The sequence below is a fragment of the Actinospineispora acaciae DSM 45401 genome (assembly GCF_000620785.1).
GTDB lineage: Bacteria > Actinomycetota > Actinomycetes > Mycobacteriales > Pseudonocardiaceae > Pseudonocardia > Pseudonocardia acaciae.
Window position 1 is genome coordinate 13,131 of sequence record NZ_JIAI01000016.1, and the last position, 22,920, is coordinate 36,050.

The window sequence follows — 22,920 nt, forward strand, 5'->3', positions numbered from 1 at the left end:
GTCAGCGGGCGCGGTCGTAGGTCAGGGCGATCTCGCCGAGCGTGCCGGTCTCCTGGTGGGTGAGCGTCCACCTGGACGCGGGCAGGCCGTCGTCGAACAGGCGCCGGCCTCCCCCGGCGATCTCGGGGCAGACCATGAGGAACAGGCGGTCGAGCAGGTCGGCGGCGAGCAGCGGCTTGATGACGCTGGCGCTGTTGTTGACGAGGATGTCGCCTTCGCCGGTGGCCTTGAGCTCGGTGACGACGTCCACGACGGGGGCATTCAGCACCCGGGTGCGCTCCCAGGGCGGCTCGGTCAGCGTGGTGGAGAGGACCACCTTCTCCACGTCGACCAGCCACTTCGCGTAGCCCCGGTCACGGGGGTCGGCGTTCTCGTCGTCGGCGACCGACGGCCAGAAGCCCATGAAGCCCTCGGCGTTGCGGCGGCCGAGCAGGGCCGTTGTGGCGCCCGTCCAGATACGGGTGAGGTGGTCGCGGGCGACCTCGGTGACCGCGTACGGGACGATCGCGCCCAGGTCGCCGGGCCCGCCGGGGCCGTTGTAGCGCCCGTCGAGGGTCAGGCTCATGCTCGCGGACACGCGGCGGCCGGTGGAGTTGGTCATGGCTGTTTCCTCTCGGGTGGGGTGTCGCCGACGGCGGCGGCGAGGTTGTCGAGGACCTGGCCCCAGCCGGTGCGGATGCCGGCGATGTAGGGGACGGCCTCGGTCGTCGTGTCGGTGATGCTCAGGTGGAGTCGCAGCCGGGTGCCGGCCCCGGTGGCGGCGAGGGTCAGGTCGTAGTGGCCGGTGAACGAGACGGCGCCGGCCGCGTCCAGCACCGACAGGTCGAACACGAGGTGCTCGGGTTCGCGCGCGGTGTGGACGTGCCCCTCGGAGCGGTACCGGCCCTCGGCGTCGCGGTACTCCAGGACGGCGCGACCGCCCGGCTTCGGATCGAGGACGCAGTCGGTGACCGTCAGCGACGGCGGCGCCCACCAGGACGCGAGCAGGCCCGGGTCGACCCAGTGCCGCCAGACGACGTCCGGGGGCGCGGGCAGCAGGCGGTCGAACGAGAACGTGCGCCCGTCCGCCCAGCGGTCCCGGTCGGCGACGGCGGACTCCGCGTCGATGGCGGCGCGGTACCGGGCGATGACGTCTCGCTGGCCCTCGTGCGCCTCGATGGTCCCGAGCAGCTCCCCCAGCCGGCGCGCCAGGGCCGCCAGGGGCGCGGGCTCGACCGCGTAGACGCGGCGTTGGCCCAGCGGGTAGACGGTGACCAGGCCGGCGCGGGCCAGGGTCTGCAGGTGCTTGGTGGCCTGCGGCTGGCGCAGGCCGGTCAGCTCGGCCAGCTCGCCGACGGACCGGGGGCGCTCGGCCAGCAGCTCGACGATGCGCCAGCGTGCGCCGTCCCCCAGCGCCGATGCGATCCGATCCATGACACGAAGTATTCACCGAACTGAATATTCATGTCAAGGAATATCTTAGGAGATGGATCGGAGGCGCGGTCGACGGCGGAGCTGGTCGACGGCGTGGGCGGTGTGGTCGTCCTCGGGGAGGAAGACGATCAGTTGCTGGGCGTCCGAGGCGAGTTCGAGGGTCTCGCGGAGCAGTCGGAGCTCATGCCCGGCCGGGTGGTTCAGCCGCAGGACTTCGCGTCGCGGCACGACGTGGCGGTTCAGGCGGCGGGTGAAGTCCTGGCCGGCGAGCGGCGCCAGTTCGGCGGTGAGCCACTCGGAGTTCTCCACGGACGGCGCGAGCCACAGGTCGAAGACCCGCTCGTCGGCGATGGCGTCCCAGTCGGTGAAGAACGCCCGGGCGCGGGGGTCGGTGAAGACGTAGCGGGTGAGGTTCGGGGGGTCGGCGTCGAGCAGGCCGGTTGCGGCGGTGAGCGCCTCGAAGCCGGTGGTGTGGGCGAGGACGTCGCCGAGGCGGTTGGTCACGATGGCGATGCCCGGTTCCAGCAGGCGCAGCGTGGTCAGGACGGACGCCCGCACCTCTCGGCGCGGTGGTATCGGCTGGAAGTGGGCGGGGCATTGGGCGCCGGTGATCTTGGCGAGGTAGCGGAGGTGGTTGCGTTCGGAGGGGTCGAGGCTGAGTGCGTCGGCGAGGGCGTTGATGACCGCCGGCGAGGGGTGGCGGTCGCGGCCCTGCTCGATGCGGGTCAGGTACTCGACGCTGATGCCGGCGCGCGCGGCGAGGTCCAGCCGGCGCAGGCCCGGTGACCGGCGGCGGTCGCGGTCCGGCAGCCCGAGGGACTCGGGTTGGATGCTGTCGCGCTTGGCCCGGATGAAGTCCCCCAGCGGCTTGCCCATGCCGACGAGCGTATGGCGCCACCCGGTGATCCAGGGTGGCCCTGCGGGGGCCAGCCTGGGCACGGCCTGGCCATCGGCCCGGTGTGGGCTTGATCGTGCTGGGTATGAAGAAGACGCTGCTGGTGTGGGCGTTGCTGGTGGTGGCGGCGAACTTGCGGGCGAGCCTCACCGGCGTCGGGCCATTGCTGGATCAGGTCCAGACCGAGCTGGAGCTGGCTCCGGCGGTGGCGGGGCTGCTGAACACCGTGCCGCTGCTGGCGTTCGCGGTGATCTCACCGATCGTGCCGAAGCTGGCGGCCCGGTGGCGGCCCGAGCGGCTGCTCGGAGGCGCGCTCGTGGTGCTGGCGCTCGGGATCGCGGTCAGGTCGGTGCCCGCCGCGGTCGGGCTGTTCGTCGGGACGGTGCTGATCGGGGCGGGGGTTGCGGTGGGCAACGTGCTGCTGCCGAGCCTGGTCAAGCGCGACTTCCCGACCAGGATGGGGCTACTGACCAGCGCGTACGCCACTGTGATGGGAGGGGTGGCGGCGGTGGCGTCCGGGGTGGCGGTACCGATCAGCCAGGTCGCGCCGGGTGGTTGGCGCACCGCGTGGGGTTGCTGGATCGTGCTCGCGCTGGTGGCCGTCGTGCTGTGGTGGCCACAGGTGCGGTCGGCGAGGCCAGCGCCAGCGCCGTCGCCGGAGGCGGTTCACGGGCACCGGCTGCCCTGGCGGTCGGGGTTGGCGTGGGCGGTCACGGCGTTCATGGGGCTGCAGTCGTTGGGCTTCTACGTGGTGATCACGTGGTTGCCCCAGGTGTTCCAGGACAGCGGGGTGAGCGCGGCCGGAGCGGGCTGGCTGCTGTTCCTGTTCCAGGCCGTCGCGGTGCTGACCGGCCTGGCGGTGCCGGCCGCGCTGCGGTGGGCTCGTGACCAGCGCGCGCCGGCGGCGGTGAGCTCGGCGGTGCTGCTCGCCGGCTACCTCGGGCTGTTGGTGGCGCCGGGATGGGCCGCGCTGTGGAGCGTCGTCCTCGGGCTGGGCGGCGGGGCCTGCCTGGTGCTCGCGCTGGCCTTCCTCGGGCTGCGCGCCTCGGACGCGGACGGGGCGGGCGCGTTGTCGGCGATGGCGCAGTCGATCGGCTACCTGCTGGCCGCGGCGGGGCCGGTGGCGTTCGGCCTGCTGTACACCGTCGGCTCCGGGTGGCAGGCGCCGATCGTCCTGATGTGCGCCGCCTCGGCCGGCCAGGTGGTCGTCGCGATGGTGGCCGGCCGGGGCACGGTGGGGGTGCCGCGGTGAGGTCAGGTCAGCAGGCGGACCTTGGCGGCGACGAACTCGGAGTCGGTCAGCGCGCCGGCGGCGTACAGCTCGCCGAGCTTGGTCAGCTCGTCGACGATGCTGCCGGTGCCCGTGGCGGGCGGAACGGTCGGGCTGGCCGGGATGTTCTCGAACTCATGCATGGCGACGAGCCTTTCCGAAGGGGGAGTTGCCCGGTTCATCGGCGGCTGTGACCGCGCCGTTACGGTGAGGCGGTGGACGAGCGTCGCATGGTGAAGATCTCCAAATATCTCGCCAGGCACCTGCGGCACAGCCCGGGACGCATCGGCCTGAACCTCGACGAGCACGGCTGGGCGCGGGTGGACGACCTCCTCGCGGCGGCCGCGCGCCACGGCTTCCCGTTCACCGCGGACGAGCTGGAGCAAGTGGTCGAGAACAACGACAAGCGGCGCTACGCGTTCGACGACACCGGCGGCCGCATCCGCGCCAGCCAGGGACACTCGGTGGCCGTCGACCTAGAGCTGATCCCGACCGCTCCCCCGCCGGTGCTCTACCACGGCACCGTGGAGCGCTCGTTGTCCGCGATCCGGCGGGAGGGCCTGCGCCGGATGAACCGCCAGGCCGTGCACCTCTCGCCGGACCGGGCCACCGCCGTGCGGGTCGGCGCCCGGCGGGGCCGGCCGGTCGTGCTGGTGGTGGACGCGGCGCGGATGGCGGCGGACGGGCACGAGTTCCGGGTCAGCGCGAACGGGGTGTGGCTGGTCGACGCGGTGCCGGCGGAGTACCTGAGCTGAGCGGCGCGCCTATCGGCGGCCCGAGCGAGGTCGCAGGGTTCGCAGCAGCAGCGTCACGCCAACCACGACCGCGACCAGCCCGATCACCAGCCAGGTCCGCGATCCGGTCATGAAGCTGCCGCCGAGCAGGTTGGCGCCCTGCAGCGTCCAGACCGCGCCGATCAGCACGAGGACGACTCCGAGCGCGACGACGAGCCAGCGGGTCATGCATGAATTGTGCTCCCTCCCGCGCGGCACATCCCTAGGATTTCGTGGATGTCCGACCAGAATCCGCCCCCGCTCGCCTCCGGTGAGCGGGAGACACTGCTCGCACTGCTGCGCTTCCAGCGGGAGTCGCTGGTACGCAAGGTCACCGGGATCGAGGACGCCGCCGCGCGCAAGGCCGCCGTGGACAGCGGCACCAGCCTGATGTGGCTGGTCAAGCACCTGACCGAGGCCGAGGTCGTGTGGATGGTGCAGCGGTTCGCCGGGCGCGATGTCGAGCGCCCCGATGCCACCGTGCGACCGGAGGACACGATGGCCGCCGTCATCGAGGCCTACCGGGCGGCGTGGGCCGAGGTGGACGCGGTGGTCACGAACGCGCCGGACCTGGACGAGCCGAGGCGCGACGGGCGCGAGCCCCGGGTCAACCTGCGCTGGATCGTGGCGCACCTGCTGGAGGAGACGGCACGGCACGCCGGGCACGCCGACATCATCCGCGAGCTGATGGACGGCAAGACCGGCCGCTGAGCGAACCCGCGCGTCAGATACCCCCTCCCCGTATTACACCGATCGGCTGACGTTCCTTGAAATCCGCACGCCCGGTGTTAACGTCCGAGTCGGATACCCCCTAGGGGTACTCCAGGAAGGACGGAGAGATCATGAACCACGATCACGCGCACGGCGCCGGGACGATGGAGGCGGCGCCCGGCGGGGCGCACGGTGATCACATGGGGCACGGGCACGGCGGGGGTCACGGGGATCACGCCGCGATGTTCCGCGACAAGTTCTGGCTGAGCCTGGCGCTCGCGGTGCCGGTGGTGTTCTCCAGCCACATGGTCGCCGAGCTGCTCGGCTACCACGTGCCGGGCTGGGCGGGCTGGGTCGCGCCGGTGCTCGGGACCGTCCTGTACTTCTACGGCGGCTGGCCGTTCCTGTCCGGCGCGGTGAGCGAGCTGCGCGGGCGCCAGCCGGGGATGATGACGCTGGTCGCGCTGGCGATCACGGTGGCGGCGGTGGCCAGCGCGTTGACCACGCTCGGCGTGGGCGGGCTGATGCTGGACTTCTGGTGGGAGCTCGCGCTGCTGGTCGTGATCATGCTGCTCGGGCACTGGCTGGAGATGCGCGCGCTCGGGCAGGCGTCCGGGGCGCTGGCCGCGCTGGCCGAGCTGCTGCCGGACACCGCGGAGCGGGTCTCCCCGGACGGCACGGTCAGCTCGGTCGGGTTGAACGAGCTCGCGGTGGGTGACGTGGTGCTGGTCCGCTCCGGCGGGCGGGTCCCGGCGGACGGCACGATCAGCGACGGCGCGGCCGAGATGGACGAGTCGATGGTCACCGGCGAGTCCCGGCCGGTGCCGCGCGGCGAGGGCGAGCGGGTGGTGGCGGGCACGGTGGCCACCGACTCCGCGATCCGGGTACGGGTGAGCGCCGTCGGCGAGGACACCGCGCTGGCCGGCATCCAGCGGCTGGTCGAGGAGGCGCAGACCTCGCGGTCGCGCACCCAGGCGCTGGCCGACCGGGCGGCCGCCGTGCTGTTCTACTTCGCGGCGGCGGTCGGGGTGGTTACGTTCGCGGTGTGGTCGGTGTTGGGCGACCTGACCTCGGCGGTGGAGCGGACGGTCACCGTGCTGGTCATCGCCTGCCCGCACGCGCTCGGGCTGGCCATCCCGCTGGTGATCGCGATCTCCACGTCGCTGTCGGCGCGCTCGGGCATCCTGGTCAAGGACCGGCTCGCGCTGGAGCGGATGCGGACCGTGGACGCGGTGCTGTTCGACAAGACCGGCACCCTGACCAAGGGCGAGCCGGCCGTCACCGGCACGACCGCGGTCGACGGGGTCGCCGAGGCGGAGGTGCTCGCGCTGGCCGCCGCGGCGGAGTCCGACTCCGAGCACCCGCTGGCGAAGGCCGTCGTCGCGGCCGGCCGCCACGGCACCGCCGAGGTGCCCACGGCCACCGGGTTCCGGTCGCTGACCGGGCGCGGGGTGCGCGCCGAGGTGGACGGCCACGAGGTCGCGGTCGGCGGCCCGGCGCTGCTGCGCGAGCTGGGGTTGGACGTGCCGGCCGAGCTGTCCGACAGCTCGCGCGAGTGGTCGGGCAAGGGCGCCACCGTGCTGTACGTGGTCCGCGACGGGCAAGTGGTCGGGGCGCTGGCGCTGGCCGACGAGATCCGGCCGGAGTCGCGGGAGGCGGTGCGCGAGCTGCACGCGGCCGGCGTCCGGGTCGTGATGATCACCGGGGACGCCCGCGCGGTGGCCGAGGCGGTCGGCGCCGAGCTGGGCGTGGACGAGGTGTTCGCCGAGGTGCTGCCCGCCGACAAGGACGGCAAGGTCGCCGAGCTGCAGGCCCGGGGGCTGCGGGTGGCCATGGTCGGCGACGGGGTGAACGACGCCCCGGCGCTGGCCCGCGCGGACGTGGGCATCGCGATCGGCGCCGGCACGGATGTGGCCATCGAGTCCGCCGGGGTGGTGCTGGCCTCCGACGACCCGCGCGGGGTGCTCGCCGCCCGGCGGCTGTCCGAGGCCAGCTACCGCAAGATGTGGCAGAACCTGGCCTGGGCGACGGGCTACAACCTGCTCTCGGTGCCGCTGGCCGCCGGGGTGCTGGCCGGGGTCGGGTTCGTGCTCCCGGCCGCCGTCGGCGCGGTGGCGATGAGCCTGTCCACGGTGGTCGTGGCGCTCAACGCGCAGCTGCTGCGGCGGGTCCGGCTCACGCCGGCGCGCTGAGCCCGAACACCGGCCCGTCCCTGCACACCAGCGGGGACGGGCCGGTGTCGCCGGGGGCGGCGCAACCGTGGCAGTAGCCGAGCCCGCAGGCCATGTGCGCTTCCAGCGACACCTGCACCGAGGCGCCCCACCGGGCGCCGAGCCCGGCGCACATCCGGGCGAGACGTTCCGAACCGCAGGTCAGGATCTGCTGGGGCGGCCGCCGGTCCAGCTCCGTGCACAGCCTCGCGGCCAGCACGTCCACCCCGCTGGTGCCCTCGGCGTCGGTCACCACCATGGCTCGGCCGAACACGTCCGTACCCAGCACCGCCGCCGCGTTCCGGGCGCTGAGCACCGCCAGAAGCTCGACCGGGTACTCGGCCACGGTGGTCAGCGAGCAGACCCCGATCCCCCGCCCGACCAGCAGCACCCGCCGGGTGCCCTCGTCCAGCACGAACCCCTGGCCGAGCGGGCCGACCACGACCATCCGCTCCCCCGGGACGAACGTGGACAGCGCCCGGGTCCCCTCGCCGACCACGCCGTAGAGCACGTCGATCGTCCCGGCGTCGGCGTCCCGGGTGTAGATGGCCATCGGGCGCGGCAGCAGCGGGCCGGCGGTGTTCTCGCGCGCGGCGGTCAGCATGACGAACTGTCCGGGCCTGGCGGTCGCGGCGATGTCCGGGGCGGACAGCCGCAGGTGCCGGTAGCGGTCGGCGCGGTGGCTGTTGACCAGCACCTCGGCCCGGCACCAGGTCACGCGTGGCCGGTCCGGCGACGACGCGACCAGCGGCGTGATCGTCATCGGAGGGTGGCGTCGAGGCGGAGCAGGCCGGCGGCGAGCACGGCGGTGCCCAGCGCGAGGTCCTCGACGTCTGTCCATTCGGCCGGGTCGTGGCTGATCCCGTCCTTGCTCGGCACGAAGATCATCCCGGTTGGGGTCACGGTGTTCACCTGTTGCGCGTCGTGGCTGGCGCCGCTGGGCAGCACGGCCGGCTCGACGTCCAGCTCCCGGCAGGCCTCGACGAGCACCTCCCGCACCGGGCCGGACAGCGGCACCGGCGGCGTCTCGGCCAGCGGGCGCACGCACAGCCGCACCCCGCGCCGCGCGCAGATCGCCTCGGCGCGCTCGACGATCTCGGCGGCGGCTCGTGCCTGCCGGTCGGCGTCCAGGTCCCGGACGTCCACCCACAGGCTGGCCGCGCCCGCGATCGTGGTGATCGAGCCCGGCGAGACGTCGATCTTGCCGACGGTGGCCCGGGTGCCCTCGCGTTCTGTCAGGGTGGCCACCGCCTCCACGGCCAGCACCACCTCGGCGGCCGCCGTGACCGCGTCGGCCCGCAGGTGCATCGGCGTGCCGCCGCTGTGCGAGGCCCGCCCGGTGACATCAAGGCGCAGCCGGGTGCTGCCGGAGACGGTGTCGACCACGCCGATGCGCCGGTGCGAGGACTCCAGCACGGCGCCCTGCTCGATGTGCAGCTCCACGAACGCCGCCCAGTCCTCGCGCCGCCACCGGGCGCTCGCCACCCGCGCCGGGTCCAGCCCGACTCCGCGCAGAGCCTCGGCCAGCGTGACCCCGGCCGCGTCGCGCTTGTCGTCCAGGTCGTCCGGCCCGGTCAGGCCGGCGGCGATCCGGCTGCCGGTGCACGCCTGGCCGAACCGGGCGCCCTCCTCGGCGGCGAAGACCACGAACCGGATCGGGTGGCGGTGCTCGACGCCGTGCTCGGCGAACAGCCGGGCGGTCTCCAGCGCGGCGGCCACCCCGGCGATGCCGTCGAACCGGCCCGCGTTCGGGACGCTGTCCAGGTGCGAGCCGGTCCCGATGGCGGGCCTGTCGGGGTCGGTGCCCGGCCGCTGCGCGTACGTGTTGCCGGCCGCGTCGACCCACACCGTCGCACCCAGCTCGGCCATCCGCTCGGCGAACACCGCGTGCGCATCGCGCTCCAACGGCGTGTAGGCCAGCCGGGTGACGCCCGGGTCCGTCCTTGACTCGGTGATCCGCGCGAACGTGTCGATCCAGCGTTCCAGGCGAGCGGGGTCCGGGATCACAGGAACTCCGCGGCGCTGTCGGCGTCGACCAGGGCCGTGGCCGGCACGTCCGTCACCGAGGCGAGCGCGTCGGAGCCGAGCACGGCGGCCACCGCGACGGTCCGTCCGCCCCGGGCGGTGACCACCTTGCGCAGCGCGGACAGCCTCGGACCGCTCCAGCGGGTGGCCAGCGGCACCAGGCGGGCGTCCGGGTCGACGTCCCGGTCCAGCGTGATGATCCCCTCCACCTCGGACGCGCGCAGCACGCAGACCCCGAGCCGAAACGCCGCCGCGTGCGCCAGCACCGCCTCGTCGCTGGTGTCCCAGATGGCCAGGGCGTGCGGCTGGACCGCGCGCAACGCGTCGGCCAGCGCCTCGCCGAGCACGTCCACGGCCCGGGGCGAGAGCGCGGTGTTGACGGTCGGCCCGTAGGTGTCCGAGGCGACGCCCACGGTGCGCAGCGCGCCGCTGACGGTGGTAGGCATGATCGTTCTCCCTGTTAGTGGCCGGCCTCGTCGAGCGGCCGCCCCCGCCGGTCCGGGATGAGCAGCATGGCGAGCATGTCCACGATGTAGATCACCGCGAGGAAGCTCAACGCGGTGGCGAAGCCCTGCCAGCCCGCCAGCAGCGCGACCACCAGCGGCGCCAGCCCGCCGACGCCCCGGCCGATGCCGAACAGCACGTTCTGCGCGGTGGCGCGGGCCGCCGTCGGGTAGTTCTCCGCGATGATCGCGCCGTAACCCCCGAGCATGCCGTTGGCGAAGATCCCCATCACCGCGCCGCCGAGCAGCACGGCGATCGGCGAGGTCAGCTGGGCGTAGCCGAACAGCGAGATGCACGCCCCCGCCTGGAAGATCCAGAACGCCCGCCGCCGGCCGATCCGGTCCGCGAGTTGCCCGAACACCAGGATCCCGAAGATCATCCCGGCGATGGTGACCGCCGTCCACGCCGCCGACTTGGTCACGCTCAGCCCGATCTGCTGGGACAGGTACGTGGGCAGCCAGGTCATGATCCCGTAGTAGCCGAAGTTCTGGATCGAGCAGATGATCACGATTCCGAGGCCGGTGCGGCGGTCGTTGAGCAGCAGCGCGTACGGGTTGCGCCGCTTCTTCCCCCGCTCGGACGCCGCCGCCTCCCGGTGCTTGACGAAGGCGTCGGGCTCGCGCAGCCGGGCCCGGAAGATCGCCGCCACGAACGCCGGGAAGATCCCCACCACGAACAGCCCGCGCCAGCCCCACAGCGTGATCACCGGCGCCGAGATGACCGCCGCCAGCAGCACCCCGAGCTGGAATCCGACGCCCACCACCGAGGTGGCCCGCGCCCGCTTGAGCGCGGGGAACGCCTCGGCGGCCAGCGCCATGCCGATGCCGAACTCCCCGCCGATGCCCGCGCCCGCGATGAACCGGAAGATCGCCATCTCGACGAACCCGCGCGACAGCGCCGTCAGCGCGGTGAACACCGCGAACAGCACGATCGAGTACGTCAGCACCCGCACCCGGCCGTACCTGTCCGCGAGCGCCCCGAAGACCATCGCGCCGGCGACCGTGCCCACCAGCGTGATGGTGGCCAGCGCGCCGCCCTCGGTGGTGGACAGCCCCAGGCTCACGATGATCGCCGGCAGGGCGAACCCGAGGATCTGCAGGTCGAAGCCGTCCATCGCGTAGCCCAGGGTGGCCGCGAAGACCGCCTTGCGCCCGTACGGGGTGACCTTGCCGGTCTCGTCGGTCGAGTCGGCGCGCGTCTCGGTCTCGTCCATGTTCGCCCCTAGTGCCGCGGGAAGGTGAGGGTGCCGATCAGGTCGGTCAGGCGTGTGACGCCGAGCCGGCGCGCGATCGCGGGCAGCTCGTCGACGATCTCGGCCATCGCGAACGGCCGGGCGAAGGTGGCGGTGCCGACCTGCACCGCGCTGGCCCCGGCGACCAGGAACTCCGCCACGTCGTCCGCGCGCGCGACGCCGCCGCAGCCGATGACGGGGATGTCCACGGCCCGGGCGGCCTGCCAGACCATCCGCAGCACCATCGGCTTGACCGCCGGCCCGGACAGCCCGCCCACGCCGTTGCCCAGCCTCGGCGCCCGGGTGTCCGGGTCCGCCGCGAGGCTCGGGAAGCTGTTGCACACGGTGACCGCCGCCGCGCCCGCGTCCGCCGCCGCCCGCGCCGAGGCGTCGATCGCGGCCAGGTCCGGGGCGAGCTTGACCAGCACCGGGGTGTCCGCCCTGGCCACCACGCCGGCCACCACCCGCCGCACCGCGCCGGCGTCCGCGCCGATCGGCACCCCGCCGCGCTCCAGGTTCGGGCAGGAGACGTTCACCTCGAGCGCGTCGTGCCCGGCGCCGGCCAGCTCCTCGGTGACCGTCCAGTACTCCGCCTCGGACAGCCCGCCCACGCTCACCACCACCGGAGCCCCCAGCCGCCGGTAGGCCCGCAGCCCGTCCGCCACGAACGCCGCCGCGCCCCGGCTCGGGATGCCGACGCTGTTGAGCATGCCGTACGCGCCCTCGGTGACCCGGTGCGCCGGGTTCCCGGGCCGTGGCCGGGCGAACACCGTCTTCGTGACCACCGCCCCCAGCCGGTGGGTGGGCAGCAGGCCGGCCAGCTCCGGCCCGAAGCAGCCGGACGCGGGCATCACCGGGTTCGCCAGCGTGAGCCCGCCGATCCGCACCGAGAGGTCCGCGCGCTCGCTCACCCCCGCGACACCCATACTGGAAACCTCTTTCCACTCCAGCGAAGTGACGAGAGTGCACCGTGTCCCGCGTCACTGTCAAGAGCCCCCGTGAGTGGTTAGGGCCGCTATGACGGCCCTAACCACTCACGGGTTGCGGTCAGCGGTGTGCGCGGCCGCGACGAAGCGGCCGCGGCGGGTGCCCACGGGCTCGCGGTCGCGGACGGCGACCTCGCCGCGCAGGATGGTGGCCACCGGCGCGCCGCGCAGCTCGAACCCGTGCCACGGGCTCACCGGCTGCTTGGCGATCAGCTCCTCGTTGCGGACCGTGCGCCGCGCCTCCGGGTCGATGACCACCAGGTCGGCGTCGCTGCCGGGGCGGATGACGCCCTTGCGTGGGTAGAGGCCGTAGAGCTTGGCGGTCTCGGTCGCGGTCACCTCGGCGAGCCGGGTCGCGGTGGTCTTGCCCCTCAGCAGCGCGTCCACCAGCACCGGGCCGAAGGTCTCACAGCCCACCGCGCCGGCGGGCTGGGTCTCGAAGCCGCGCGCCTTCTCCTCCACGGTGTGCGGCGCGTGGTCCGAGCCGGCGGACACGATCAGCCCCTCGTTCAGCCCGGACCACAGGGCGTCCTGGTCTGCCTGCGCACGCACCGGCGGGTACACCTTCATCACCGGCCCGACCCGGCCGTAGTCCTGGTCGGTCAGGGTCAGGTACTGCGGGCAGGTCTCCGCGCTGACCGCGACCCCGCGCCGGCGAGCCCACCGCACCACGTCCAACCCGGCGGAAGAGGCCAGGTGCACGACGTGGAACCGGCAGCCGGTGGCCTTCGCGAACTCGGTGGCGATCGCGATCGTGGTGGCCTCGGCGGCGGCCGGGCGGGCGTCGAGCAGGTCCTGGTAGCTCTCGATCGGGTGGCCCAGCCGCTCCTGGCTGGTGGCCAGCACGTCCTTGTCCTCGCAGTGCGCGGCGAGCAGCCCGCCGTGCCGCGCGACCTCGGCGAACAGGTTCAGCACCTGGCCGTTCGGGGGCGGCATCAGGACGTTCTCGGGCGGTTCGTCGCCGAGGTTGTAGACCAGCGCGCGGGTCTCCCGGTGCAGCGCGTACCCCCAGAACAGCTTGACCGCGACCGCGCCGGCGGCGAACAGCGGGCCGATCTGGTCCAGGTTCGCATCCCCCAGCGCCAGCCCCCACAGGCCGAAGTCCGTCCACGCCGACCGCTCGTGCTGTTCCCGGCGCTGCGAGAACACCTCGACCGAGTCGACCGGCGGCACCGCGTTCGGCATCTCCAGCACGGTGGTCGTCCCGCCGGTCAGCGCGCCCCTGGTGGAATGCTCGAAGTCCTCCTTGTGACTCAGGCCCGGGTCGCGGGAGTGCACGTGCGGGTCGATGAACCCCGGGAAGACCAGCTTGCCGGACGCGTCGTAGCGCTCGTCGGCGTCGACCTTGGTCCCAGCGTCCAGCACGCCGCGGATGACCCCGTCCTCGCAGAGCAGGTCGCCGTGCAGCATGCCGGCCGGCGTGACCAGCTGGCCGTTCGTGACGTGCAGCCTCATACGGTTCCTCCTCGAACCCGGGACGCGTCGGACGCTAGGATGGAAACAGCTTTCCACTCTGGTGGCAAGGCGAGCGGAGAGGAGCCGAAGGATGGGCACGGCCAAGCCGATCGAGGTGGTGGGCCGCGCCCTGGACGTGCTCAACGCGGTCGCCTCGGCGCGCTCCGGGCGCAGCCTGCAGGAGCTGCACGACCAGCTGGACATCCCGGTCGGCAGCCTGCACCGCATCCTGGGCACCCTGGACCAGGCCGACTACCTGCGCCGCTCCCCGGTGACCAAGCGCTACTTCGTGGGCCGCGCCGCCCGCGCGCTGGCCGGCGGCACCGCGACGGCGGGCGCCCGGCTGGTGCAGCCCCCGCCGGCCCTGGTCGAGGCGGCCGCCCGCACCCGCGAGACGGCGTTCCTGACCGAGCTGGTCGGCGACGTCCCGATCTGCGTGTCCATCGTGGAGGCCGAGCACCCGCTGCGGCTGTTCGTCCGGATCGGCCAGGAGATGCCGCTGCACGCGGCCGCGTCCAGCCGGGCCATCCTCGCCCACCTGGACGAGGCGGCCGCGCGCACCCTGCTGGCCGGCTCCGTGCCGCTGACCGGCTACACCGAGGGCACCCCGCGCGAGGTCGAGGACGTGATGCGGGTGCTCAAGGAGGTACGGGCGCAGGGCTACGCGGTGTGCGACAACGAGCTGGACCCGAACGTCTGGGCGGTGTCCGCGCCGATCCGCGACGGCGACGACCGGGTCACCTCCAGCGTCACCGTCACCGCGCCCGAGTCACGGGTCGCCGACCCCGCGACCAGGCAGCTCGCCACCCGCGCGGTGTTGGACGCCGCGCACGCGCTGTCCGCCGAGCTGGGCGCTCCCTCACTTCCCAACGCCTAGGTCGTATTTGACCTGGCCAGGACCCGTGAGTGGCTAGGGCCGTCATAGCGACCCTAGCCACTCACGGGTGTGAGCGACGTCCTCGAACATTCGTCTGTCCCTGGAACGCTGTACTACGCTGCCCGGGGCACGACGAGGAGGTGTGACGCCCATCGCGATCGCGAAGGACCCCGAGCTGCGCAACGTCTGGCTGCGCCCGACCCGCGCCGGCCGCGACGGCCCGCCGCTGACCAGGGCGCGGATCGCGGCCGAGGCGGTGTCGCTGCTTGACGAGGAGGGCGCCGAGCGGCTGACCATGCGCCGGCTGGCCGAGCGGCTCGGGGCCGGCACCACCACGCTGTACTGGCACGTCGACACCAAGGACGACGTCATCGACCTGGCCATCGACGAGATGTTCGGCCAGTCCCCACCCCCGGCCAGCCATACCGACGACTGGCGCGCCGACCTCACCACTGTCCTGACCGGCTGGCGCACCGCGCTGCTGCGCCACCCGTGGGCGCCCGCCATGCTCGCGCACCGACCGCTGATCGGCCCGAGCTCGCTGACCTGGATGGAGTTCCTGCAGGCCACGCTGGTCCGCGCCGGCTTCACCGGGCCGAGCCTGTTCGCCGCGACCTGGGCGCTGTACAACCACGTGCTGGGCTCCACCGCGTCCCAGACCGGCCTGCAGCTGACCGACGCCGAGCGCCGCGCCGGCCAGGAGAACCTCCGCGCGCACCGCGACAGCTACCCCACCCTGGCCGAACACGGCTTCATGCTCGACGACGACTGGACGGGCGCGTTCGAAACCGGCCTCGGCTACCTCCTGGACGGCCTCGAAGCCCGGCTCCGAAAACCGCCCGGATCAGGCACTATGGAGTAGCGGACGCACGCGAGGAGGCCTGGTATGCCTGACAGGCCGTTCGATTCGGGGTTCAACCCGTTGGAAGAGCTGGTCAAGACCCTCGTCGGGGGCCTGGAGCAGTCGTTCGGGGGCGAACCGCGACCGCCGGGGGCGTCCACCCCCCGGCTGAACAGGCACGGCCGCGACCTGACCGAGGCCGCCAGGGCCGGCCGGCTGGACCCGGTGATCGGCCGCGACGCCGAGGTGGACCAGGTGCTGGAGGTGCTGTCCCGGCGGACCAAGAACAACCCGGTGCTGGTCGGCGACCCCGGGGTGGGCAAGACGGCGATCGTGGAGGGCATCGCGGCCCGGATCGCCGGCGGGAACGTGCCGGCGGCGCTGGCCGACCGGCGCATCGTCGCGCTGGACCTGCCGGGCATGGTGGCCGGCACCAAGTACCGGGGCGAGTTCGAGGAGCGGCTCACCGCGGTCATCGACGAGGTGGTCGCCGCCGACCGCACGGTGGTGCTGTTCCTCGACGAGCTGCACACGGTGGTCGGGGCCGGCGCGGCGGAGGGCGGCGCGATGGACGCCGGGAGCATGCTCAAGCCGGCGCTGGCCAGGGGCGGGCTGCAGCTCATCGGCGCCACTACGGTCGAGGAGTACCGCCGCCACATCGAGCGGGACGCGGCCCTGGAGCGCCGGTTCCAGCCGATCGTGGTCACCGAGTCCAGCGTGGCCGACACCGTGGAGATCCTGCGCGGGCTGCGCGAGCACTACCAGGAGCACCACCGGGTGCGGATCACCGACGAGGCGACCGAGGCGGCCGCCCGGCTCTCCGACCGCTACCTCACCGACAGGTTCCTGCCGGACAAGGCGATCGACCTGATGGACAGGGCCAGCGCGCGGGTCAGCCTGCGCGCCCAGGCGCCCGACGACCACACCCGCGAGCTGGCCGAACGGGTGGAGCAGCTGCGCCGGGCCAAGGACGTCGCGGTGGACGCCGAGGACTACGAGCGCGCCGAGGCGCTCAGCGGCGAGCTGGACCGGGCCATCGTGGCGCTCGACGCCGCCCGGGCCGGGCCCGCGCAACCGCCCACCGTGGACGCCCCGGACATCGCCGACGTGGTCGCGCGCTCCACCGGCATCCCGGTGGCCCGGCTCACCGAGGTGGACAGGCACCGGCTGCTGAACCTGGAGGACGTGCTGCGCGAGCGGGTCATCGGCCAGGACGAGGCGGTCGAGGCGGTGGCCGACGCGGTGCGCGCCGGGCGGGCCGGGCTGACGCACCCGGGGCGGCCGACCGGCTCGTTCCTGTTCCTCGGCCCGACCGGGGTGGGCAAGACCGAGCTGGCGCGCGCGCTGGCCGGGGCGCTGTTCGGCACCCCGGACCGGATGATCCGGTTCGACATGAGCGAGTTCCAGGACCGGCACACGGTGTCCCGCCTGGTCGGCGCGCCGCCCGGCTACGTCGGCCACGACGAGCCCGGCCAGCTCACCGAGGCGGTCCGGCGCACCCCGTACGCGGTCGTGCTGCTCGACGAGATCGAGAAGGCGCACCCGGACGTCACCGGCATGCTGCTGCAGGTGCTCGACGCCGGCCGGCTCACCGACGCCAGGGGGCGCTCGGCGAACTTCGCCAACACGGTCGTCATCATGACCAGCAACGTCGGCGCCGAGGCGCTGCTGAGGGCGGAGTCGGTGGACGACGTGCGGGAGTCGCTGCTGGCCAGCGTGCGCACCCGGTTCCGGCCGGAGTTCCTGAACCGGATCGACGAGGTCGTGCTGTTCCGGGGGCTGGGCCGCCGCGAGCTGCGGGCGATCACCGAGCTGCTGCTGGGCGAGACCAGGGAGCGGCTGGGCGCCCAGGGCGTCGGGCTGCGCCTGGACACCTCGGCGGTGGACTGGCTGGTCGACAGGGGCCACCGGCCGGAGTTCGGGGCCCGCCCGCTGCGCCGCGCCATCGGCCGCGAGCTGGACCGCCGGCTGTCCCGGATGCTGCTCGGCGGCGAGCTGCGCGCCGGCCAGGAGGTGCGCGCCACCGCCGTCGACGAGCGCCTCGAGCTGGAGGTCAACTGACCTAGCTAGGAAGGGGTGGGCGCCATGACGTCACCCAGGAAACGCAGCCGCGAGGAGTACGAACGCGGCCTGCCCGACTACCACGACCCGACGGCGGGCGTCGGCGGCGCGGCACCGACGCTGAGCCCGCTCACCCTGCGCGCGGTGATCGCCGGGATCATGATCCTGATCACCGGCGGCGCGGGCGGCTGGATGTTCGCCCACGGCTACGCCGGGTTCGGCATCGCGTTCGTGGTGCTCGGGCTGGTCTCGGTGGGCGACCTGCTCTGGGTGCTGCACCGCAAGCACCGGGGCGAACCCGGCTGAACCGATCGAGAGGCTGAAAGTCGGCTGAGAATGCGGCGGGCGTGACACTTCTGACCCGCCGGCCACGTTGTCCCCGTGAGAACTACCTCCAAGGAGTCGGCCATGAGCCTCATCGGAAGCCTGATCGGGATCGTCCTGACCGTGTTCGTGGTCCTGATGATCGTCCGGATGGTGCTGGACTGGACGGGCCTGCTCAGCGGCGGCTCCGGGTGGATGCTCCGGGCGCGCGCGCTGACCCACGCCGGGACCGAGCCGGTGATCGCTCCGGTGCGGCGGGTGCTGCGGCCGGTGCGGGCCGGCGGCGTGTCGATCGACCTGGCGTTCACGGTGGTGTTCGTGGCCGCGCTGATCCTGCGCTCGATCGCGTTCAGCTTGTAGCGGCGGGGTACGTCCGGCGGGAGGAGGGACGACCGATGCCCGACGAGACCATGACGAAACAACGTGACCGGATGGTCCGCCGCCAGCTGGAGCCCCGGGGGATCACCGACCAGCTCGTGCTGGCGGCCATGCGGGAGACCCCGAGGGAGACGTTCGTCCCCCGCGACCTGCGCAACCGCGCGTACTCCGACGAGGCGCTGCCCATCGGGATGGGCCAGACGATCTCCCAGCCGTACATCGTGGCGGCGATCCTGCAGGCGCTCGGGCTGCGCGGGCACGAACGGGTGCTGGAGGTCGGCACCGGATCCGGGTACTCGGCGGCGCTGCTGTCCCGCCTGGCCGCGCACGTGGTCAGCGTGGAGCGGCTGGAGCCCCTGGTCCGGCGCGCACGGCGGTGCCTGGACACGGCGGGCGCGGACAACGTCGAGGTGATCCACGGCGACGGCGGCCGGGGCTGGCCGGCGCAGGCGCCGTACGACGCGATCGCCGTGCACGCCCTCGCGCCCGAGCTCCCGCAGGCCCTGGTCGACCAGCTCGCACCCGGCGGCCGGCTGGTCGTCCCGCTGCGCGGCTACGTGGGCGGCGTGCTGACGCTGTTCACCCGCACCGAGTCCGGCGGCCTGGAGCACCGGGCGCTGGACGCCGTCGCGTTCGTGCCCCTGATCAGCGGTGCGAGCCCGGCGGACGAGCGAACGCCATAATCGTGGGATGGAGTCCACCCGGATCGACCGCTGGCTGTGGGCGGTACGGCTGACCAAGACCCGCCCGGACGCGGCGGCGGCCTGCCGAGGCGGACACGTGCGGGTCAACGACCAGCCGGCCAAGCCGGCCACCCCGGTGACGCCCGGCGACCAGGTCCGGGCCCGGATCAACCACACCACCCGGACCGTCGAGGTCGTGCGGGTGATCCAGAAGCGGGTCGGCCCGGCCGCGGCCGCCGCCTGCTTCATCGACCACACCCCGCCGCCACCGCCGACGCCGGTGCTCCCGGTGGCCCGCCGCGAGCGCGGCGCCGGCCGTCCGACCAAACGCGAGCGCCGCGTCCTGGACGCGTTCCGCTCCGGCCGGCTCTAACTAACGGTCACCGCCGGTCGGCGCCCGTTGAAACAGCGTGTACAGGTACACCAGCGACGGCACCAGCACGACCGCCCCGACCAGCAGCCCCACCAGCACCGCCAGCAGGCTCGTCCGACCGGCCGCCGCCGCGTCGATGGTCAGCGCGGGCGGCAGCACGTACGGGTACTGGGCCACCGCCCAGCCGGCCAGGATCGCCGCAACCGCCACCGCCGAAACCACCCTGACCAGCGCGAACCGCCGGCGCACCAACAGCCAGATGGCCGCGATCCCGGCCAGCACGGACAGCGCGACCACCGGCAGCGCGCGCCCGGTCAGCCCGGCGAACAGCAGCGGGGCGTCGGCGTGCAGCACGGCCAGCCCGCCCAGCCCGACCGCCCCGGTGACCGCGGCGGTGCCGAGCGCTCGCACCCGGAACTTCTCCGCCAGGTCCGGCTGCGCGTGCCGGCGCGCGTCCGCGCACAGGTACACCGCCGCCAGGTACCCGCACACCAGCACCGCGAGCACCCCGCCGAGCACCGACGTCGGGTTCACCCAGCTCGTGACCACGTCACCCGCCGCGATCCCCGGCGGCACCCGCCCGGACGCCACCCCGCCGACCACCGACCCGAGAAAGTACGGCGTGACCAGCGAGGACAACGCGAACGATCCCCCCAGGAACCGGCGCAGCCCCAACGTCGTGACGCTCTTACGAAACGCGAACGCCGCGCCCCGAGCGATCATGCCGAACGCGGCCAGCGTCAGCGGCAGGTACAGCGTGGACGCCACCGAGGCGAATGCCACCGGGAACGCCGTCCACAGCACCACCAGCACGAAGATCAGCCAGACGTGGTTGGCCTCCCAGACCGGGCCGATGGAGTGCTCGATCAGCGCCCGCTGCCGCCCGCCCCGCCGGGTGCCGCCGGCCAGCAGGTCCCAGATGCCGGCGCCGAAGTCCGCGCCGCCGAACAGCCCGTAGGCGATCAGCCCGACGAACATCAGGCCCAGCACCGCCTCCGCGAGCGTCACAGCGGCGCCCCCTGCTCGCTCGGCTCCTGCGGCGCGGGCGTGTCATGGCTGCGGGCCAGCCGGCGCAGCACCCACACGGTGAGCACCGTCAACACCACGTAGATCGCCAACACCGCGTAGAACCCGGCGAACAGCCCCGGCGCCGGGCTCACCGCGTCGGCGGTCCGCATGATCCGGTAGACGATGAACGGCTGCCGCCCGACCTCGGTCACGATCCAGCCGGCCTCCATCGCGACCACCGCCGCGACCCCCGACACCGCCACCGCGCGCAGGAACCACACGGTCTCCGGCGCCTGCCGTCGCCGCCACCACGACCACCCCAGCCACAGCGCGAGCAGCAGCAGCGCCATGCCGATGCCCACCATCAGGTCGTAGGCCAGGTGCACCACGTTGACCGGCGGCCGCAGCTCCGGCGCGACCGCCTCCAGCCCGCTGACGTGCCCGTTCGGGTCATGGGTGACCAGCAGCGAGAGCCCCCACGGGATCTCCAGCGCATAGCGCAGCTCGTCGTTGCGGTAGATGCCGCCCAGCGACAGCGGCACCGCCGTCCCGCCGTGGAACAGCCCCTCCATCGCGGCCAGCTTCACCGGCTGGTTGCGCGCCACCGTGGTGGCGATCCAGTCGCCCACCCCGACCTGGATGGGCGCCGCGATCGCCGCCGCCGCCAACGGGATGAGCAGCCCACAGCGGTGGTAGCGGTAGCCGTTCGCCATCCGCCGCCGCATCAGCGCCACCGCGTACACCGAGGCCACCAAACACCCGGTGACCAGGTACGCGGCCAGGTACATGTGCACGAACTGCGGCCAGGTGGACGGCCCGAACAGCGCGCGCACCGGGTCGGCGGCGCTCACCCGGCCCTGTGCGTCCAGCTCGAACCCGGTCGGGTTGTTCATCCACGCGTTGGCGGCCAGCACGAAGAACCCGCCCGCCGCCCCGGCGATGATCACCGGCACCGCGCTGAGCAGGTGCACCTTCGGCGGCAGCCGGTCCCAGCCGAACAGGTAGACGCCCACGAAGATCGCCTCGACGAAGAACGCGAACCCCTCCAGCACGAACGGGAAGCCGAACACCTCCCCGAACCGCGCCATCAGCCCCGGCCACAGGATGCCCATCTCGAACGAGAGCAGCGTGCCGGACACCGCCCCGGCCGCGAACAGCACGCCCATCGCCTTGGCCCAGGTGTGCGCCAGCTCGCGCAGGTCGGGGTCGTCGTTCCGGTACGCCCGCCACTCGGCGACCGCCACCAGCACCGGGAACGCGATCCCGAAGCAGGCGAACACGATGTGCCAGCCCAGCGACAGCGCCATCTGCATCCGCGCCGGGAACAGGTTCTGCTCGGCGCCGGCGAGCAAGGGTCCGAGCTGGTCCACCGCTACCTCCGGGTCGGTGTTCCCGCATGATGGAAGCGGTACCCGGCACCTCGCCACCAGCCCCCTCACCCCTACCGGTGACACCCAAGTGTTGACCTCAAGCCTTGTTCAGGTGTCAGGCTCGCGGGCATGCCGACCTGGATCTGCGACGGATGCGGCATCGAGCATCCGGACTCCCCACAACCCCCGCCCGCCGACGGCTGCGTGCTCACCTCCGAGGAGGTCGCCATCGAGGAGCGCGGCGACCTGCCGCCGCACGGGAAGTGGACGACGCTCGAACGACTCGCCGCGCAGCCGCACGTGACCGAGCACGTCGACCACGGCCGGGGCGTGCACAGCCTGCGCCGCGCGCCGAAGTTCGCGATCGGCCACCGCTCGTACCTGGTCCAGACCGGGCACGGCAACCTGCTCTGGGACTCCCCCGCCTACCTCGACGACGACATCCTCGCCACCGTCCGCGACCTCGGCGGGGTGGCCGCGATCGCGGTCAGCCATCCGCACATGTTCGGCGCGCAGCTCAGCTGGAGCCGCGAGTTCGGCGACGTGCCGGTGTTCGTCAACGCCGACGACCAGGAGTGGCTGCCGCGCCCCGACCCGGCGATCGTGCTCTGGCGCGGTACCGCGCGGCCGCTCCCCGACATCGAGCTGCTGCAGCTCGGCGGGCACATGAAGGGCAGCTCGGTGGCCCGCACCGCCGACGGCACCCTGCTCACCGGCGACACCATCAGCGGCGCGCTCGCACCCGGCTGGGTGTCGTTCCAGCGCAGCTTCCCCAAGCACGTCCCGCTCTCGCCGGCGGTGGTGCGGCGCATCGTCGACGCCCTCGAACCCTACGAGTACGACAGGCTCTACACCCTGGGCGGCGACGAGATCGACAGCGACGCCAAGCGCGTGGTGCGCCGCTCGGCCGAGAGCCACATCCGCTGGGCCAGCGGCGAGTTCGACCACCTCACATAGGTGATCTCTCACCGAGGGTGGCGGGCGATCGGTAGTGCGATTGGTACGGTGCCCGGTATGGCTACTCGTAAGGTCACGGTCTCGCTCGATGCCACGGCGCTGATGCTGGCCGAGCGCGCCGCGTCGCGTGAAGGGCTGTCGATGTCGGCCTGGATCTCCCGCGCGGCCCGCCGCGAGGCCGTCCGCACGGGCGTCGGCCCCGGATCCACCGCCGACAGCGAGCTGGCCGAGGCACGGGCCGACGAGGTCGAGGCCGGCGAGGCGGAGAGGCAGCTGCGTGCTGCGGGGTGAGGTCTGGTCCTACGTGCCGCAGGCCTCGCCCCGCCGCCAGACCGTGGTGATCGTGTCCTCGGACGGCGTCAACCAGTCTCCCCGGCCCTGGCTGCTCGGCGCACCGATCAGCGCCGACGACCCCCAGGACATCCTCGCCATCGGCCTCGACGGACTCGGCTGGGTCTCCGCCGGGAACCTGACCCGCCTCTACCGAGGCTGGTTCGACCAGCGCGTCGGCCAGCTCGACCAACCCACCCGCGACCGGCTGGACTCCGCGCTGCGCGCCGCGCTGGACCTGTGAC

At 73.3% G+C, this 22,920-nt stretch carries 27 protein-coding genes; 14 read left to right on the forward strand and 13 right to left on the reverse strand.

Going from position 1 to position 22,920, the window contains the following annotated elements; translation table 11 throughout:
* Position 1: 1 nt before the first annotated feature.
* The 3 genes from N912_RS0141070 to N912_RS0141080 are packed head-to-tail and all read right to left on the reverse strand — an operon-like array spanning position 2 to position 2,289.
* On the reverse strand, positions 2–601 hold the full coding sequence (locus tag N912_RS0141070; protein ID WP_028927015.1) for a dihydrofolate reductase family protein: 600 nt from the start codon (positions 599–601) through the stop codon (positions 2–4).
* Complete coding sequence (locus N912_RS0141075) at positions 598–1,413, reverse strand: metalloregulator ArsR/SmtB family transcription factor (protein WP_028927016.1); 816 nt, start codon at positions 1,411–1,413, stop codon at positions 598–600. The genes N912_RS0141070 and N912_RS0141075 overlap by 4 nt, the downstream gene beginning before the upstream one ends.
* A gap of 45 nt (positions 1,414–1,458) precedes the next feature.
* The gene (locus N912_RS0141080; protein WP_028927017.1) at positions 1,459–2,289 is read right to left on the reverse strand and encodes a helix-turn-helix domain-containing protein; all 831 of its coding nucleotides are present in this window, start codon (positions 2,287–2,289) and stop codon (positions 1,459–1,461) included.
* 104 nt (positions 2,290–2,393) lie between these two features.
* Here N912_RS0141080 and N912_RS57830 point away from each other — a divergent pair, with 104 nt between their 5' ends.
* Positions 2,394–3,560: an MFS transporter gene (locus tag N912_RS57830; RefSeq protein ID WP_051581507.1), complete on the forward strand. Its 1,167-nt coding sequence runs from the start codon at positions 2,394–2,396 to the stop codon at positions 3,558–3,560.
* A gap of 2 nt (positions 3,561–3,562) precedes the next feature.
* On the opposite strand, the gene N912_RS64145 is transcribed toward N912_RS57830, so the two are convergent.
* Positions 3,563–3,721, reverse strand: coding sequence for an SHOCT domain-containing protein (locus N912_RS64145; protein ID WP_211261577.1), 159 nt, complete (start codon positions 3,719–3,721; stop codon positions 3,563–3,565).
* Between the two features lie 72 nt (positions 3,722–3,793).
* On the opposite strand from N912_RS64145, the gene N912_RS0141095 reads away from it, so the two are divergent.
* Positions 3,794–4,333 (forward strand): RNA 2'-phosphotransferase, encoded by a 540-nt coding sequence (locus N912_RS0141095; RefSeq protein ID WP_028927018.1) that lies wholly within the window; start codon positions 3,794–3,796, stop codon positions 4,331–4,333.
* Positions 4,334–4,342: 9 nt separating this feature from the next.
* Here the strand turns inward: N912_RS0141095 and N912_RS0141100 are convergent, their stop codons facing one another.
* Complete coding sequence (locus tag N912_RS0141100; RefSeq protein ID WP_028927019.1) at positions 4,343–4,540, reverse strand: hypothetical protein; 198 nt, start codon at positions 4,538–4,540, stop codon at positions 4,343–4,345.
* A 48-nt stretch (positions 4,541–4,588) separates the two neighbouring features.
* Between N912_RS0141100 and N912_RS0141105 the strand changes: the two genes are divergently transcribed.
* Positions 4,589–5,062 (forward strand): DinB family protein, encoded by a 474-nt coding sequence (locus tag N912_RS0141105; RefSeq protein ID WP_037069252.1) that lies wholly within the window; start codon positions 4,589–4,591, stop codon positions 5,060–5,062.
* A 131-nt stretch (positions 5,063–5,193) separates the two neighbouring features.
* Positions 5,194–7,254, forward strand: a complete 2,061-nt coding sequence (locus tag N912_RS0141110) for a heavy metal translocating P-type ATPase (RefSeq protein WP_028927021.1) — start codon at positions 5,194–5,196, stop codon at positions 7,252–7,254.
* On the opposite strand, the gene N912_RS0141115 is transcribed toward N912_RS0141110, so the two are convergent.
* From N912_RS0141115 to N912_RS57845, 6 genes are all read right to left on the reverse strand, one after another.
* Entirely contained in the window at positions 7,238–8,035 is a 798-nt protein-coding gene (locus N912_RS0141115) for an iron-sulfur cluster-binding protein (RefSeq protein WP_028927022.1), read from the reverse strand. The genes N912_RS0141110 and N912_RS0141115 overlap by 17 nt on opposite strands.
* Positions 8,032–9,279, reverse strand: a complete 1,248-nt coding sequence (locus tag N912_RS0141120; RefSeq protein ID WP_051581508.1) for a Zn-dependent hydrolase — start codon at positions 9,277–9,279, stop codon at positions 8,032–8,034. The genes N912_RS0141115 and N912_RS0141120 overlap by 4 nt, the downstream gene beginning before the upstream one ends.
* A complete protein-coding gene (locus N912_RS0141125) occupies positions 9,276–9,743 on the reverse strand; it encodes a hypothetical protein (RefSeq protein WP_028927024.1) in 468 nt (155 codons plus the stop codon). Before N912_RS0141125 ends, N912_RS0141120 begins: the two co-directional genes overlap by 4 nt.
* A 14-nt stretch (positions 9,744–9,757) precedes the next feature.
* A complete protein-coding gene (locus N912_RS57835) occupies positions 9,758–11,014 on the reverse strand; it encodes an MFS transporter (RefSeq protein WP_037069255.1) in 1,257 nt (418 codons plus the stop codon).
* Positions 11,015–11,022: 8 nt separating this feature from the next.
* Complete coding sequence (locus tag N912_RS57840; RefSeq protein WP_245645799.1) at positions 11,023–11,943, reverse strand: dihydroorotate dehydrogenase; 921 nt, start codon at positions 11,941–11,943, stop codon at positions 11,023–11,025.
* 123 nt (positions 11,944–12,066) lie between these two features.
* A complete protein-coding gene (locus N912_RS57845; RefSeq protein ID WP_051581510.1) occupies positions 12,067–13,473 on the reverse strand; it encodes a dihydroorotase in 1,407 nt (468 codons plus the stop codon).
* A gap of 91 nt (positions 13,474–13,564) precedes the next feature.
* On the opposite strand from N912_RS57845, the gene N912_RS0141145 reads away from it, so the two are divergent.
* From N912_RS0141145 to N912_RS0141175, 7 genes are all read left to right on the forward strand, one after another.
* On the forward strand, positions 13,565–14,350 hold the full coding sequence (locus N912_RS0141145) for an IclR family transcriptional regulator (protein ID WP_028927025.1): 786 nt from the start codon (positions 13,565–13,567) through the stop codon (positions 14,348–14,350).
* A 142-nt stretch (positions 14,351–14,492) separates the two neighbouring features.
* The gene (locus N912_RS57850; RefSeq protein ID WP_037069258.1) at positions 14,493–15,212 is read left to right on the forward strand and encodes a TetR/AcrR family transcriptional regulator; all 720 of its coding nucleotides are present in this window, start codon (positions 14,493–14,495) and stop codon (positions 15,210–15,212) included.
* A 24-nt stretch (positions 15,213–15,236) separates the two neighbouring features.
* Positions 15,237–17,252 (forward strand): ATP-dependent Clp protease ATP-binding subunit, encoded by a 2,016-nt coding sequence (locus tag N912_RS57855; RefSeq protein WP_084211720.1) that lies wholly within the window; start codon positions 15,237–15,239, stop codon positions 17,250–17,252.
* A gap of 24 nt (positions 17,253–17,276) precedes the next feature.
* Positions 17,277–17,558, forward strand: coding sequence for a hypothetical protein (locus N912_RS0141160; RefSeq protein WP_028927026.1), 282 nt, complete (start codon positions 17,277–17,279; stop codon positions 17,556–17,558).
* Positions 17,559–17,660: 102 nt separating this feature from the next.
* Complete coding sequence (locus tag N912_RS0141165) at positions 17,661–17,936, forward strand: YggT family protein (RefSeq protein ID WP_028927027.1); 276 nt, start codon at positions 17,661–17,663, stop codon at positions 17,934–17,936.
* Positions 17,937–17,971: 35 nt separating this feature from the next.
* Positions 17,972–18,637 (forward strand): protein-L-isoaspartate(D-aspartate) O-methyltransferase, encoded by a 666-nt coding sequence (locus N912_RS57860; protein ID WP_037069261.1) that lies wholly within the window; start codon positions 17,972–17,974, stop codon positions 18,635–18,637.
* Between the two features lie 7 nt (positions 18,638–18,644).
* Positions 18,645–19,010 (forward strand): RNA-binding S4 domain-containing protein, encoded by a 366-nt coding sequence (locus N912_RS0141175; RefSeq protein ID WP_028927028.1) that lies wholly within the window; start codon positions 18,645–18,647, stop codon positions 19,008–19,010.
* Here N912_RS0141175 and N912_RS0141180 read toward each other — a convergent pair whose 3' ends face one another.
* Both N912_RS0141180 and N912_RS57865 read right to left on the reverse strand, forming a co-directional pair.
* Positions 19,011–20,018 (reverse strand): cytochrome d ubiquinol oxidase subunit II, encoded by a 1,008-nt coding sequence (locus N912_RS0141180; protein ID WP_028927029.1) that lies wholly within the window; start codon positions 20,016–20,018, stop codon positions 19,011–19,013.
* Positions 20,015–21,388 (reverse strand): cytochrome ubiquinol oxidase subunit I, encoded by a 1,374-nt coding sequence (locus N912_RS57865; protein WP_051581512.1) that lies wholly within the window; start codon positions 21,386–21,388, stop codon positions 20,015–20,017. The genes N912_RS0141180 and N912_RS57865 overlap by 4 nt, the downstream gene beginning before the upstream one ends.
* Before the next feature lie 129 nt (positions 21,389–21,517).
* Here N912_RS57865 and N912_RS0141190 point away from each other — a divergent pair, with 129 nt between their 5' ends.
* From N912_RS0141190 to N912_RS0141200, 3 genes are read left to right on the forward strand one after another with little or no spacing between them, the layout of a single operon-like run.
* Positions 21,518–22,345, forward strand: a complete 828-nt coding sequence (locus N912_RS0141190; protein WP_028927030.1) for an MBL fold metallo-hydrolase — start codon at positions 21,518–21,520, stop codon at positions 22,343–22,345.
* 57 nt (positions 22,346–22,402) lie between these two features.
* Positions 22,403–22,636 carry a hypothetical protein gene (locus tag N912_RS0141195; protein WP_028927031.1) on the forward strand — a complete coding sequence of 78 codons (234 nt, stop codon included), beginning with the start codon at positions 22,403–22,405 and terminating at the stop codon, positions 22,634–22,636.
* Positions 22,623–22,919 (forward strand): hypothetical protein, encoded by a 297-nt coding sequence (locus tag N912_RS0141200; protein ID WP_028927032.1) that lies wholly within the window; start codon positions 22,623–22,625, stop codon positions 22,917–22,919. Before N912_RS0141195 ends, N912_RS0141200 begins: the two co-directional genes overlap by 14 nt.
* The last annotated feature ends 1 nt before the right edge of the window (position 22,920 follow it).

Excerpts from the sequence above, each read along its gene's own strand:
- N912_RS0141070 (WP_028927015.1), bottom strand. The coding sequence starts at position 601 with ATGACCAACTCCACCGGCCGCCGCGTGTCCGCGAGCATGAGCCTGACC.
- N912_RS0141075 (WP_028927016.1), bottom strand. The coding sequence starts at position 1,413 with ATGGATCGGATCGCATCGGCGCTGGGGGACGGCGCACGCTGGCGCATC.
- N912_RS0141080 (WP_028927017.1), bottom strand. The coding sequence starts at position 2,289 with ATGGGCAAGCCGCTGGGGGACTTCATCCGGGCCAAGCGCGACAGCATC.
- N912_RS57830 (WP_051581507.1), top strand. The coding sequence starts at position 2,394 with ATGAAGAAGACGCTGCTGGTGTGGGCGTTGCTGGTGGTGGCGGCGAAC.
- N912_RS64145 (WP_211261577.1), bottom strand. The coding sequence starts at position 3,721 with ATGCATGAGTTCGAGAACATCCCGGCCAGCCCGACCGTTCCGCCCGCC.
- N912_RS0141100 (WP_028927019.1), bottom strand. The coding sequence starts at position 4,540 with ATGACCCGCTGGCTCGTCGTCGCGCTCGGAGTCGTCCTCGTGCTGATC.
- N912_RS0141105 (WP_037069252.1), top strand. The coding sequence starts at position 4,589 with ATGTCCGACCAGAATCCGCCCCCGCTCGCCTCCGGTGAGCGGGAGACA.
- N912_RS0141110 (WP_028927021.1), top strand. The coding sequence starts at position 5,194 with ATGAACCACGATCACGCGCACGGCGCCGGGACGATGGAGGCGGCGCCC.
- N912_RS0141115 (WP_028927022.1), bottom strand. The coding sequence starts at position 8,035 with ATGACGATCACGCCGCTGGTCGCGTCGTCGCCGGACCGGCCACGCGTG.
- N912_RS0141125 (WP_028927024.1), bottom strand. The coding sequence starts at position 9,743 with ATGCCTACCACCGTCAGCGGCGCGCTGCGCACCGTGGGCGTCGCCTCG.
- N912_RS57835 (WP_037069255.1), bottom strand. The coding sequence starts at position 11,014 with ATGGACGAGACCGAGACGCGCGCCGACTCGACCGACGAGACCGGCAAG.
- N912_RS57845 (WP_051581510.1), bottom strand. The coding sequence starts at position 13,473 with ATGAGGCTGCACGTCACGAACGGCCAGCTGGTCACGCCGGCCGGCATG.
- N912_RS0141145 (WP_028927025.1), top strand. The coding sequence starts at position 13,565 with ATGGGCACGGCCAAGCCGATCGAGGTGGTGGGCCGCGCCCTGGACGTG.
- N912_RS57855 (WP_084211720.1), top strand. The coding sequence starts at position 15,237 with ATGCCTGACAGGCCGTTCGATTCGGGGTTCAACCCGTTGGAAGAGCTG.
- N912_RS0141160 (WP_028927026.1), top strand. The coding sequence starts at position 17,277 with ATGACGTCACCCAGGAAACGCAGCCGCGAGGAGTACGAACGCGGCCTG.
- N912_RS0141165 (WP_028927027.1), top strand. The coding sequence starts at position 17,661 with ATGAGCCTCATCGGAAGCCTGATCGGGATCGTCCTGACCGTGTTCGTG.
- N912_RS57860 (WP_037069261.1), top strand. The coding sequence starts at position 17,972 with ATGCCCGACGAGACCATGACGAAACAACGTGACCGGATGGTCCGCCGC.
- N912_RS0141175 (WP_028927028.1), top strand. The coding sequence starts at position 18,645 with ATGGAGTCCACCCGGATCGACCGCTGGCTGTGGGCGGTACGGCTGACC.
- N912_RS0141190 (WP_028927030.1), top strand. The coding sequence starts at position 21,518 with ATGCCGACCTGGATCTGCGACGGATGCGGCATCGAGCATCCGGACTCC.
- N912_RS0141195 (WP_028927031.1), top strand. The coding sequence starts at position 22,403 with ATGGCTACTCGTAAGGTCACGGTCTCGCTCGATGCCACGGCGCTGATG.